The organism is Planococcus salinus (assembly GCF_003719725.1).
Taxonomy (GTDB): domain Bacteria; phylum Bacillota; class Bacilli; order Bacillales_A; family Planococcaceae; genus Planococcus; species Planococcus salinus.
In genome coordinates, this window is sequence record NZ_RIAX01000021.1 from 14,687 (window position 1) to 27,496 (window position 12,810).

At 44.9% G+C, this 12,810-nt stretch carries 13 protein-coding genes; 10 read left to right on the forward strand and 3 right to left on the reverse strand.

Annotation, left to right across the window (positions count from 1 at the left end):
- Nucleotides 1-88 precede the first annotated feature (88 nt).
- The 5 genes from EEX84_RS15895 to EEX84_RS15915 all read left to right on the forward strand — a co-directional run bounded on the left by EEX84_RS15895 (nucleotide 89) and on the right by EEX84_RS15915 (nucleotide 5,727).
- Complete coding sequence (locus EEX84_RS15895; RefSeq protein WP_123166638.1) at nucleotides 89-1,108, forward strand: ABC transporter ATP-binding protein; 1,020 nt, start codon at nucleotides 89-91, stop codon at nucleotides 1,106-1,108.
- The gene (locus tag EEX84_RS15900; protein WP_123166639.1) at nucleotides 1,083-2,066 is read left to right on the forward strand and encodes an ABC transporter ATP-binding protein; all 984 of its coding nucleotides are present in this window, start codon (nucleotides 1,083-1,085) and stop codon (nucleotides 2,064-2,066) included. The genes EEX84_RS15895 and EEX84_RS15900 overlap by 26 nt, the downstream gene beginning before the upstream one ends.
- Nucleotides 2,067-2,096: 30 nt before the next feature.
- Entirely contained in the window at nucleotides 2,097-3,734 is a 1,638-nt protein-coding gene (locus EEX84_RS15905) for an ABC transporter substrate-binding protein (RefSeq protein WP_123166640.1), read from the forward strand.
- An 85-nt stretch (nucleotides 3,735-3,819) separates the two neighbouring features.
- Nucleotides 3,820-4,824 (forward strand): ABC transporter permease, encoded by a 1,005-nt coding sequence (locus EEX84_RS15910; protein ID WP_123166641.1) that lies wholly within the window; start codon nucleotides 3,820-3,822, stop codon nucleotides 4,822-4,824.
- A 15-nt stretch (nucleotides 4,825-4,839) separates the two neighbouring features.
- Complete coding sequence (locus EEX84_RS15915) at nucleotides 4,840-5,727, forward strand: ABC transporter permease (protein ID WP_123166642.1); 888 nt, start codon at nucleotides 4,840-4,842, stop codon at nucleotides 5,725-5,727.
- Between the two features lie 31 nt (nucleotides 5,728-5,758).
- Here the strand turns inward: EEX84_RS15915 and EEX84_RS15920 are convergent, their stop codons facing one another.
- Together EEX84_RS15920 and EEX84_RS15925 are read right to left on the reverse strand one after the other, a co-directional pair.
- Nucleotides 5,759-6,844 (reverse strand): FUSC family protein, encoded by a 1,086-nt coding sequence (locus EEX84_RS15920; RefSeq protein ID WP_123166643.1) that lies wholly within the window; start codon nucleotides 6,842-6,844, stop codon nucleotides 5,759-5,761.
- A gap of 45 nt (nucleotides 6,845-6,889) precedes the next feature.
- The gene (locus tag EEX84_RS15925; protein ID WP_123166644.1) at nucleotides 6,890-8,176 is read right to left on the reverse strand and encodes a glutamate-1-semialdehyde 2,1-aminomutase; all 1,287 of its coding nucleotides are present in this window, start codon (nucleotides 8,174-8,176) and stop codon (nucleotides 6,890-6,892) included.
- 207 nt (nucleotides 8,177-8,383) lie between these two features.
- On the opposite strand from EEX84_RS15925, the gene bcp reads away from it, so the two are divergent.
- From bcp to perR, 4 genes are all read left to right on the forward strand, one after another.
- A complete protein-coding gene (gene bcp / locus EEX84_RS15930) occupies nucleotides 8,384-8,857 on the forward strand; it encodes a thioredoxin-dependent thiol peroxidase (RefSeq protein ID WP_123166645.1) in 474 nt (157 codons plus the stop codon).
- A gap of 18 nt (nucleotides 8,858-8,875) precedes the next feature.
- Entirely contained in the window at nucleotides 8,876-9,817 is a 942-nt protein-coding gene (locus EEX84_RS15935) for a D-2-hydroxyacid dehydrogenase (RefSeq protein WP_123166646.1), read from the forward strand.
- A 2-nt stretch (nucleotides 9,818-9,819) separates the two neighbouring features.
- A complete protein-coding gene (locus tag EEX84_RS15940) occupies nucleotides 9,820-10,371 on the forward strand; it encodes a cob(I)yrinic acid a,c-diamide adenosyltransferase (RefSeq protein WP_123166647.1) in 552 nt (183 codons plus the stop codon).
- 115 nt (nucleotides 10,372-10,486) lie between these two features.
- On the forward strand, nucleotides 10,487-10,930 hold the full coding sequence (gene perR, locus EEX84_RS15945; protein WP_123166648.1) for a peroxide-responsive transcriptional repressor PerR: 444 nt from the start codon (nucleotides 10,487-10,489) through the stop codon (nucleotides 10,928-10,930).
- A gap of 96 nt (nucleotides 10,931-11,026) precedes the next feature.
- Here perR and EEX84_RS15950 read toward each other — a convergent pair whose 3' ends face one another.
- The gene (locus tag EEX84_RS15950) at nucleotides 11,027-11,380 is read right to left on the reverse strand and encodes a YgzB family protein (protein ID WP_123166649.1); all 354 of its coding nucleotides are present in this window, start codon (nucleotides 11,378-11,380) and stop codon (nucleotides 11,027-11,029) included.
- Between the two features lie 216 nt (nucleotides 11,381-11,596).
- Here EEX84_RS15950 and EEX84_RS15955 point away from each other — a divergent pair, with 216 nt between their 5' ends.
- Entirely contained in the window at nucleotides 11,597-12,463 is an 867-nt protein-coding gene (locus tag EEX84_RS15955) for a nucleotidyltransferase-like protein (RefSeq protein WP_123166650.1), read from the forward strand.
- Nucleotides 12,464-12,810: the final 347 nt, after the last annotated feature.

Here is a 12,810-nt window from a genome sequence, read left to right on the forward strand (position 1 = left end):
TGAAAAAACCTATTGCAATACTTTTTATTAAAAGTATAATTAGAATTAACTAAATATTCAGTATAATATGTATTGAAAGGGTGACGTCATGAAAGAGCCGAAAAGAATACTGGACGTCAAAGGGCTTCAAACTACTTTCTTTACCGACGATGGAGCAATTCCGGCGGTGGACAATGTTGACTTCCATATTGATGAAGGGGAAGTGCTCGGGATTGTGGGGGAATCCGGCTGTGGGAAAAGCGTAACATCCCTTTCAATAATGGGATTGGTCCCGAGCCCTCCCGGAAAGATTACTGAAGGAGAAATTTTATTTCAAGATAAGGATTTGACGAAACTGCCTGAAAGAAAAATGAGGAATATCCGCGGCAATGACATCGCCATGATTTTTCAGGAACCGATGACTTCGCTGAACCCCCTTTTTACAATAGGGGACCAGCTTCGGGAAGCCATTAAAATACACAAGCGGGATTGGTCAAAGCAGCAAATCCAGGACCGTGCCGTGGAGATGATGAAATTAGTGGGATTACCGCGAGCCGAGGGATTAATGAAAGAATACCCGCATCAATTGTCAGGGGGAATGAGGCAGCGCGTCATGATTGCCATGGCATTGTTGTGCGATCCGAAAGTGCTGATTGCGGACGAACCGACAACTGCCCTTGATGTCACAATCCAGGCACAGATCCTGAAACTGATAAAAGAGCTGAACAACCGGCTGAATACAGCCGTTTTGCTGATTACCCATGATTTGGGTGTAGTGGCTGAAACCTGCGAACGGGTGATTGTCATGTACGCGGGAAAAGTGGTGGAAGAAGGTCCCGTCAATACGATTTTTAAGAATCCACAACACCCTTATACGAGAGGATTATTGGAGTCAGTACCTGACATGCGCTACAAAAAAGAGCGTCTGTATTCTATTCCGGGAAATGTCCCAAAGCCAGGCACCATCCAGGTGGGTTGCCGTTTTGCAGACAGATGTGAATTTTCTTTTGACCGATGCGTACAGGAAGATCCGCCGCTTTATCAAACCGCTGACGATCACAAAACCCGCTGTTTCCTATTCGATCCGAAGGAGGCGGCAGAACATGACAGAACCGCTGTTAAAAGTTGAAGGGTTAAAAAAGTACTTCCCGATCAAAGCCGGGATACTGGGGAGGGTGAAAAACTATGTGAAAGCAGTGGACGACATTTCTTTTGCCGTGCAGCAAGGGGAAACCCTTGGGATTGTGGGAGAATCAGGATGCGGTAAATCGACGACAGGGCGCATGCTGATGCGCCTGTTGGAACCGACTGCCGGAAAAGTGTTTTTTGATGGACAGGAATTGACGCAGCTTTCGAATGACGAAATGAGAAAAGCCAGAAGAGATATTCAAATGGTTTTTCAAGATCCATATGCTTCCCTGAATCCACGCCATACGATTGAAAAAATATTAATGGAACCTTTGAATGTCCACAATATAGGAGATCCGAAAGAGCGGAAGAAAAAAGTTCATGAATTTTTGGAGATTGTCGGATTAAGCAGCTACCACGCGAAGCGTTACCCGCATCAATTCAGCGGTGGCCAGCGTCAGCGCATCGGCATCGCGCGTGCGCTCATGACGAATCCGAAATTGATCATCGCGGACGAACCTGTGTCCGCATTGGATGTATCCATTCAAGCACAAGTACTGAATTTGATGCAGGATCTGCAACAGGAATTGAAATTGACTTATATCTTCATCGCTCATGACCTCGGTGTAGTGCGTCATATCAGTGATCGTGTCGGCGTGATGTATCTTGGGCAGATGGCTGAGCTTGCGGACAGTGAAGCGCTTTATGAAAAACCGCTTCATCCCTATACGCAGGCTTTATTGTCTGCTGTTCCTGTTCCGGATCCCGAATTCCTGAGAGAAGAAATGCTGGTTGCCGGGGATATACCAAGTCCGGCCAACCCTCCCAGCGGATGCCGGTTCCATACACGCTGCCCTTTTAAAATGGCTATTTGTGAGACCACTGTTCCAATTTTTGCGGAAGTTGAGAAAGGTCATTCTGTTGCCTGTCATCTTTACGAAGAATCCAGGCCGCAATGATAATAAACCACACAAATGGAGGGGTCAATTTTGGGGAATAGAAAAATTTTCTCACTGGCATTTTTGTTGCTGCTGTTGACGTTGCTGCTGTTTGCCTGCAACAACGATGACTCGGCTGACAGTGGAACAGACACTGGAACGGATTCGGGGGATACGGGCGACAGCGGAGACTCGGGCGAAGAAAAAGTATTGGTGTTTGGTCGTGGCGGTGACTCGGTGTCACTGGATCCGATCACAGTTACAGATGGTGAATCTTTTAAAGTGACAAAAAACATTTTTGATACACTGATCAATTTCGGAGAACAGGATACCGAAATTGAACCGGGGCTTGCGACAGACTGGGAAGCGGCGGAAGATGGGCTGACATATACCCTGACTTTGCGGGAAGGCGTTATGTTCCATGATGGCACCGAGTTCAACGCCGATGCAGTCGTTGCCAACTTTGAGCGGTGGGCAGGCGGCGATGCTGACCAATTTCCTTATTACGGTTCGATGTTCGGCGGGTTTGGCGATGAAGACGGACACGTCATCGAATCGGTAACCGCAACAGGTGACTACGAAGTCGAATTTAAGTTAAAGCGACCACAGGCACCTTTCCTGAAAAACCTGGCAATGAGCCCTTTCGGAATCGCTTCTCCAACAGCTGTTGAAGCGGCGGGTGATTCTTTCGGAGATAATCCTGTAGGCACAGGCCCGTTCACATTCGTTGATTGGAGCCGCAACGATTCTGTGACGATTGAGAAATTTGATGATTACTGGATTGAAGATGAACCAAAGCTGGATCGGGTGATTTTCCGTTCCATTCCTGATAACTCTGCACGTTTGAACGCTTTATTGTCCGGTGAGATTGATTTGGCAGATGGTATCACGCCTTCTGACGGCGCTACAATTGAAGGAGACGATAATCTCCAACTGTTCGAACGGCCATCCATGAACGTCGGTTACTTAGGGATGACGGTTACGCGCGAACCTTTCGACGATCCGTTGGTACGCCAGGCTATGAATCATGCAATCGACAAGCAGGCAATTGTGGATGCATTTTTTGAAGGACGGGCAGAAGTGGCGAAAAATCCAATTCCTCCTGTAATCAGTGGTTACAATGACAATATTGAGGGTTATGAATATGATCCGGACAGAGCCCGGGAGTTGTTGGCGGAAGCGGGTCTTCCTGACGGCTTCGATATGGAATTGTATGCAATGCCGGTTCCTCGCCCTTACATGCCGGATGGCCAAAAAGTGGCAGAAGCGATTCAAAGTAATTTAGCTGATATCGGTGTCAATGCGGAAATCGTTTCGTTTGAATGGGCCACGTATTTGGAAAAAGCGGCAAATGGTGAAGCGGATGCGTTTTTGCTGGGATGGACCGGTGATAACGGAGATGCGGATAACTTCCTTTATGTATTGCTCGACCAGGACAATATCGGTTCGAACAACTACACTTACTATGAAAACCAGGCGCTGCACGATCTGTTGATTGCTGCTCAGACCGAAGTGGATGAAGATGTGCGCAATGATCTGTACATGCAGGCGCAGGAAATCATTCATGAAGATGCTCCATGGGTACCGCTTGCACATTCTACACCGCTTCTTGCCGGTGGAAGTAATGTAGTGGACTTCAAACCGCATCCTACCGGTTCTGATAAACTATCAGCTGTAGATTTGGAGTAGAAACAGCAAGAGGAGAGGTCATTTTGATTTCTCCTCTTTTTTTCCTATTGTTTTACATATTGCTGAAAACGGAGAGGTGAAGAAGATGCTCCATTATATTGGCAGGCGCCTGCTGCAATTGATTCCGGTTCTGCTGGGAATGACGTTCATCGTGTTCATGATTATCCGGGCCATACCGGGAGATCCAGCACAGGTTATTTTGGGGCAACAGGCTTCTGAAGAAGCAGTGAAAGCATTAAGAACCAGTCTGGGATTGGACAATCCCTGGTATATCCAGTATTTCGATTATTTGAAGGGACTGATTACCGGTGATTTGGGTCAGTCATTGCGAACCCGTACACCTGTAGTGGATGAAGTTTGGCCTTATCTTGCGGCGACCATTGAGTTGTCTGTGTTTGCCATTATCATAGCAGTGATCATCGGGATCAATGCCGGAATCATCTCCGCCTGGTTTCAAAACTCCTGGTTTGATTACGCGGCAATGGTTATTGCGCTGGTTGGTGTTTCCATGCCGATTTTTTGGCTGGGTCTGATGAATCAATGGATCTTTTCCATCGAACTTGGCATATTGCCGACTACGGGACGTGAGAATGTCAGAGATCCGGTTGAGACCATCACCAATTTCTACGTCATTGATACACTTATACAAGGAGAATTCAATCAATTGTCGACTGTGTTAAGGCATCTTGTCCTGCCGGGGACGGCTCTTGCAACCATCCCCATGGCCATCATTGCACGGATGACACGCTCCAGTATGCTGGAAGTGATGCGTTCTGATTATGTGCGGACGGCCCGTTCCAAGGGACTGAAAATGTTTTGGGTAGTGTACAAGCACGCTTTGAAAAATGCCATCATTCCTGTCTTGACGATTATCGGCCTTCAAATGGGGCTGCTTCTTGGCGGAGCCATTCTGACAGAGACCATTTTCGGCTGGCCTGGCATCGGCAGATATATTTATGACGCCATCGGATTCCGTGACTATCCGGTGATCCAGTCGGGAATTTTGATAGTTGCTTTCATTTTTGTGATGATCAATCTTTTCGTCGACCTCCTGTATGGGTTGGTCGATCCGCGCATTAAGTATGATTAGGAAGGGGAGAGTGTATTGTCCCAATCAGCTGTAGAAAACAAAAAAGTTCAATCTGATAAAGTGGCAGGTCCCTGGAAAGAAGCGTGGAGGGGGTTCAGAAAAAGCAAAATAGCAGTCGTTGGGATGGGCATCGTCATTTTCTTCATTTTATTGGCGGTCTTCGGTCCTCTTGTCACTATGCAGGGCATTAACGAGCAGAATTTACCGGAACGGCTGCTCCCTCCTTCCAGCACCTACTGGTTGGGGACGGATGATTTTGGCCGTGACATTCTCTCCCGCATTGTCCACGGGGCCAGAATTTCTTTATGGGTCGGATTTTTAGCGGTTGTCGGTTCTGCTTTGATGGGGAGCTTGTTGGGAATACTGGCGGGATATTACGGACGCTGGGTGGACGCTGTTATTTCCCGCATCTTTGATATTATGCTGGCGTTCCCAAGCATCTTATTGGCGATTGCAGTTGTTTCGGTTCTGGGTCCGTCTCTGCGGAACGCCCTGATTGCCATTGCCATCATTAACATTCCCAACTTTGGGCGGCTGATCCGTTCGAAAGTGCTCAGTATTAAAGAAGATGAATACATTATGTCTGCCAAAGCAATTGGTATGAAAGATAACCGGATTTTGTTTTCCCACATACTGCCGAACTCCATGGCCCCGGTAATTGTCCAGGGCACATTGGCGATTGCGACGGCGATTATCGAAGCGGCAGCTCTCGGGTTTCTTGGATTGGGAGCTCAAGCGCCAGCTCCGGAATGGGGCAAGATGCTGGCTGATTCCAGACCTTATTTAACCAATGCACCGTGGACGATGATTTTTCCGGGTCTCGCCATTATGCTGACTGTATTAGGATTTAATCTGATGGGGGACGGTTTGCGGGATGCTCTTGATCCAAGAATGAAATCATAAAAAGGTTGTCGAGTAGTTCTCGACAACCTTTTTAAATCGTATTCTCCAACTCGGCTTCGACTTCCTCCGAATGATAATTGTGGTAGGAAATGATGAGCAAATCCAGATGCTCCAATTGCTCTTCATAATCCATGATGGCGGACAGCACGTGCATCAAATGGTAAACGGAAAATTCGTCTTCGTTTTCTTCGTGTGCCAAATTGATTTCTTTGACAAATATTTTCATAACCTCATTGCGTTTAACGACTGCATCAGGACCAGAGCTTTCACTATGCTCAGGACGCAGTTTGCCAACATATTTCATATACAGCTGCTCGTGATAACTCGCCAGGCTTTCCAACCGCTCCTGTACCATCATGTGGAAATGCTCAGGAAGTTCCGTCAATTCATTTTCAAAACGGTGCAAGCGTTTGAGCACTTCCAGGCTTTTCCTGGAGGTCGCGATCATTTGACGATACAGCACCAATTTACGGGCTTTGACGTACTGCAGTTTTTTTGTATAACTTCGTTCGTCTTTATAGAACGAATACCACTGGTCGACTTTAGCCAACTTATCATTCAGCCGGTCAATATCTTCCTTGACGGAAGAATGGTCTGAAGCATGGCGGATGGAAACCCGGATCCAACGGATGACGTCTTCACTGACTTCATGGATGGAAGCAAAAAGACGGGTTTCGTACTTTGGCGGCAAAAAGATCATATTGACAATAAAGGCAGAAACGATACCAAGAAAAACCGTCAAAAAACGGAGTGAGGCAAATTCCAGAAATGCCGGTTCGTGCGATTCCATTATGATGATAATGGTGACCAATGTCAGCGGCACCGGCTTTTCCAAATTCAGTTTCATCATGATGATGATGGCCAGGACCGCCGCCAGGCCAATGGTCAGGTAGTTGGAACCTAAAGTCAGAACAAAAATAACAGCGATGGAAGCGCCGATTAAATTCCCATAAATTTGATCCAGCAATGTCAAATAAGATCTGTAGATGGAAGGCTGTATGGCGAAAATCGCGGCGACTCCGGCAAAAACGGGGGAAGGCAGATTTAATAAGTTGGCAAGAAACAGTGCCAGAGAAATAGCCACGCCGGTTTTCAGTATACGTGCACCTAATTTCATGAACTTATGGACTCCTCCCCGTAAATTTTAATGATCATGAATCGATTATAATTGTTTGAATGCTTGACGTACAGCTTGGATGGATGTTTCCACATCCTCTTCTGTATGCTCGGTCGTCAAGAACCAGGCTTCATATTTTGATGGAGCCAAATTGATCCCTTGCTCCAGCATCAATTTGAAGAAACGGCCGAATATTTCTCCATCTGAAGCTTCGGCTTGTTCATAGTTTTCCACTTTTTGGTCCGTAAAGTAAATGGTCAATGCTCCTTTTAAGCGGTTGACAGTAATCGTGACATCAAATTCCTTTGCAGCAGCCAAGATGCCTTCTTCCAAACGGCGCCCGAGTTTGTCCATCTTTTCATAGACGCCTTCTTCACCCAGGACTTCAAGGCAAGCAATTCCGGCCTGGATGGAAGCCGGGTTTCCGGCCATGGTTCCTGCTTGGTATGCGGGGCCCAGAGGAGCTACGGTTTCCATAATCTCTTTTTTGCCGCCGTATGCCCCAATTGGAAGGCCGCCTCCGATAATTTTGCCAAGAGCGGTCAAATCAGGTGTCAGCCCCAGAAGATCCTGTGCTCCGCCATAATGAAAGCGGAAAGCCGTAATTACTTCGTCGTAAACGATCAAAGTCCCTTTTTCTTTTGCAATGCGGTGTACTTCTTCCAAAAAGCCTTCCCGAGGTTCAACGATGCCGAAATTACCGACGATCGGCTCGACCAGAATGCAGGCGATTTCTTCTCCCCATTTATCCATTGCTTCTGAAAAAGCGGCAGGGTCATTAAAGGGGATGGTGATCACTTCTTCCGCGATGGATTTTGGCACACCGGCCGAATCAGGAGTCCCTAAAGTAGCGGGGCCTGAACCTGCGGCTACCAGCACAAGGTCAGAATGGCCGTGGTAACAACCGGCGAATTTCATGATTTTAGTGCGCCCTGTATAAGCGCGTGACACCCGGATGGTCGTCATCACCGCTTCTGTTCCGCTATTGACAAAGCGCACTTTGTCCATGCTTGGTATAGCCTCTTTCAGCATTTTTGCAAACGTAATTTCATGTCTTGTCGGTGTTCCATATAAAAGCCCTGTTTCAGCAGCGCGTGTGATGGCTTTGGTGATGTGAGGGTGTCCATGTCCAGTGATGATTGGTCCATAGGCAGCCAGGTAATCAATATATTTATTGCCGTCGACATCCCAGAAATAAGCGCCTTTGGCTGTCTCCATAGCAACGGGAGAACCGCCCCCGACAGCTTTGAACGACCGGGATGGACTGTTCACACCCCCGACGATGTGATTCAGTGCCTCTTTATGTAATTCTGTTGAAGTGGAATGGTCCATTATTAAAAGCCTCCTCTATTTCTCTATTCCTCATTGTAGACAATAATATTCGAAAACGCCAAAGAAATTGAAACTGGCGCCTTCGTTCGGTACGATAGAAGCATAAAGAGAAACTGCCAGTCAGCCAGAGTTTCAACCCGACAATGGTGGTGGATCCGCTTATACTTATACGCCCTTTCAAAGGGGCATAAAAAAGGAGAGAAGGAAATGACCACATTAGAAGGAATAGAAGCACCAGAATTTGAATTGCAGAATGAAGCAGGAGAAACAGTTTCGTTAAAGGACTTTGCAGGGAAAAAATACGTTATTCTTTATTTTTACCCAAAAGACATGACTCCGGGATGTACTACACAAGCTTGCGATTTCCGGGATGCACAATCGGATTTCTCAGAACTGAACGCAGTTATCCTTGGTGTTAGTGCAGATTCAAGAGATCAGCATAACAAATTCATCGAGAAGCATGGATTGCCATTTTCATTATTGATCGATGACGATCACCGGGTATCTGAAGATTATGGGGTATGGGTCGAAAAAAAGATGTATGGCAAAGAATTTATGGGAATCGAACGTTCCACTTTTTTGATTGACCCAACAGGCACCATTGTAAAAGAGTGGAGAAAAGTTAAAGTGGAAAATCACATCAATGAAGTCCTTGATACATTAAAATCGCTTACCACCTGAACAGAGAAGGAGAAAGCCATGAAAGTACTGTTTACATTTGTACCGAGAGAAGACCAGCAACAACGACTGACCAATGAATTTCCCGAAGTTCAATTCCATTTCGCCAAACAAGACAAAAGCCTGTTGCCGGAGGCGGAAATTGTCGTTACGTATGGAGAGGATTTATCGTCTGAAGACATTGAAAAAGCCAAAAAGCTGAAATGGATTATGGTAGTCAGCGCAGGGGTGGAAAAAATGCCTCATAAAGCCATACAAGAACGCGGCATTATCGTTTCAAACGTTCGGGGCATTCATAAAACGCCTATGAGTGAATCGGTATTGGCGCATTTATTGTCATTAAAACGTTCTTTGCCGGTATTATATGAAAATCAGCGAAAGAAAGAGTGGAACCGGAGAGTGGGTTCTTCTGAGTTGAAAGGAAGTACTGCACTTGTTATCGGACCAGGGGCCATCGGTGCCGAGATTGGACGCCTTCTTCAGGCTTTCGGAGTTTATACAATTGGGTGCAACCGCTCAGGTGTGTCTGCTGAGTTTATGGATGAAATGGTCCGTTTTCACAATATCATGGAAGCATTGCCTAAGGCGGACATTGTCATATCTGTTGTTCCGAGTACAAAAGAGACGAAGAACATGCTTAAACAGGAACATTTTCAAGCCATGAACAGCGATGCGATTTTTATGAACTTCGGCCGTGGCGACTTAGTTGAAAATGCAGTGCTGCTTGAAGCCTTGAATAAAGAAGAAATTGCTTTTGCCGTATTGGATGTTTTCGAGGAGGAGCCTCTTCCATCGCATCATCCTTTTTGGGAAATGAACAATGTTATTATTTCTCCTCATGTATCCAGTCATTCAAGTAAGTATGTGGAACGGTCTCTCGATGTTTTTATTCCCAATTTGAAAAAATGGCTTGCTGAAGATCCGAATCCATCAAATCTTGTCAACATGGAAAAGGGGTATTGACGATGAAAATCTATACCAAAAGCGGTGACAAAGGAACAACTTCGCTTGTATACGGAGCCAGGGTGGCAAAAAACGACATATTGGTTGAGGCCTATGGAACATGTGATGAAGCAAACTCAGCGATTGGCTTGGCGGTGTCTCATCTGTACGGTGAGTTTTTTGAAGAAAAAGAAGAATTGGAAAAGGTACTTCATGAAGTACAGACCACTTTGTTTCATGTAGGGGCGGAAATCTCGACACCGAAAGGGAAAGAGGTAAAGTGGAAACTGGCGGAAGAAGATGTAGTAAAGCTGGAACAGTGGATCGACCGTTTTGATGCGGAGCTTTCTCCCTTGAAAAATTTCATCCTGCCCGGTGGTCATCCGGCCGGAGCGGCTCTTCATGTGGCACGAACCATTGTAAGAAGAGCGGAGCGTACCACCATTTCCATCGAAGAGATATCACCGCAAATCCTTTCGTATTTGAATCGGTTAAGCGATTTCCTGTTTGTAGCTGCCCGTTTCCTCAACGATCGGCTTGGGCAGACAGAAAAAGGCTTGCACAGTAATTCGTGATGATCCTTACTTTCCTTTGGAAACAGTGAATTCTTGACATTATGCCTCATATTTGAGTAAACTTATATTATAACGATTATAATGTAAGAATATTTTCGAAGTGAGGTGCACGGCGATGTCTGATGTGCAATTGAAAGACGCGCTCGATGCTTTGAAGTCGATAGGTGTACGAATCACACCCCAACGTCACGCGATTTTGGAGTACATGATTCATTCAACAACACACCCGACAGCAGATGACATTTATCGCGCGCTTGAAAAGACTTTTCCTAATATGAGTGTAGCAACTGTATATAATAATTTACGGGTTTTCAGAAAAGCAGGACTTGTGAAAGAACTGACTTATGGAGATTCCTCGAGCCGCTTTGATTTCGTCACACACGATCATTATCATATGATCTGCAACGACTGTGGCAAAATTGTTGATTTTCATTACCCAGGATTGGATGAAGTCGAACATTTGGCTTCCCATGTTACAGGTTTCCAGGTAGATTATCATCGGCTCGAGATTTATGGTACTTGCCAGGACTGTATGGAAAAACCAGCAAAAGCCCAGTGAAACCGAGCGCATGTTGATGCTCGGTTTTTTCTGCCATTCGGATTTTAAGTAAAAAACGTCCGCCGGAACTGAAAAGTTCCGGCGGACGTTTTACGTTTAAACCTGCGAATTCTTTTTGTTGTACTCTTCGTCGAATTCTTTCCCTTCGAGAGAAGGATCCATGGTAAGAGGTTCGCGGCAGTGCATGCACATATCCACTCGGCCAAGCATTTTCGTATGTCTTCCGCAATTTGGGCATTGCACCGGGATAGTTTTCATGGAAAGAAGGCCGATCCAGGCATAAACTCCCGAACTTCCGATAATTGCTACTACACCAAACAGCATGAACGTCAGCATAACAGCAGGATGATTTCTAAAGTAAATACCAACATACATAATGACGATGCCAATAAAAATGAGCGCTAAAGCAAACGTGCGTATGCGGTTAATTTTATTTTTATAAGGTTTCATAACTTCTTCCTCCTCGTATCAATCATACTATATCACATCGGACGTTAAAAAGTGATATTGATTTGAGAAGGAAGGAATCTCTAAGAAATATGTCGAAATAAAGAAATGCGGAGAAGATCGAGTGAGAATTCAGCTGTGACAGTCCGCCTCGTAACTACTGATGACATGGACTGCTGCAGTGAAAAACTCGATAGATATTGCAAGGAGTGGAATTCAATGGAACAAATTTTAAGACCGATCTACCAGGAGCGCGCGAGCCAAGAAAGTACGCTGGGCGTAGTTTTAGTGGAGAAAAGGGAAAAAGTAAGCCCGATCACCGACACTTTCGATTCCATTTTGCTGATTATTACCAAAGAAAATGAGACTGCTGTATTTACAAAGCATTACACTTATTTAGATAGAAAAGCTGCTATGCACATTATTACAGAAAAGCAGTTGCATAAGTGGCTGCTGCTCGGCACAAATCGTAAAATTGTAGATTGGCTTTTTCATGGTCGAATTATTTATGATCGAAATGAATTTATGGAGAAGTTAAAAACAGAGCTGAAGGAATTTCCTTTCTATGGACGTAAGATTAAAATGGGAATTGAGTTCTCTAAGCTGATAAGGCGTTATCTGGAAGGAAAAGTATTCTTTGAAGAAAAGAATTACATGGATGCCTATCACTTGATCGTTGAATCTCTGCATCATTTGGCCAGGCTCTCAGTATTGGAAAATGGATTGCCGCCGGAAGTAACGGTGTGGTCTCAAGTCAAGCAAATGGAGCCAGCAATTTACAAATTATACGAAGAATTGATTTTAAGCGATGAGCCCATTGATAAGAGGTTGGAGCTGTTGTTCTTAGCAAGCGAGTTCTTTATCCATTCCCGGACAAAAGATGGGGCTCAGCATATTTTAGAAGTGATGGAAGAAAAGAAGAGCTGGACAATTCAAGAACTTCACGAACAGGAAGAACTGAAAAATTACTCTTCTAACTTAGAAGTGTTTATTGAATTTTTGGTGGAAAAAGAACTCATTCTTATAAAAGAAGTGAAAACAAAAAGCGAAGGAATCTTTCATAGATACTATTGTGTGAAAAGTTAAAAGAGAAGAACAATATCTTACGGAGAGCTGACGGCTTTGGAAATCAGCTCTTTTTTTATTGGTAATTATAGTAGGAAAAATTTTTGGATGTTTAATAAAACACCTTGCTGATACTAGATTTATAGGATTTAAATTTTTTTCGTTTTTCCGTTGACAATGTTTACCCATTCGTATTATGATATTAAATGTCGCTTGAGGCAAACGAGTTTTTGCGAAACAATTAAGTTTTTCACAATAACAAAAAACACTTGACTGTTTGTCGCGGTGATGATAAATTAGAGAAGTCGCTTTTAGAGGGCGAAGAAATATGAACCTTGAAAACCGAACAGCAAAACGTCAATAATAAC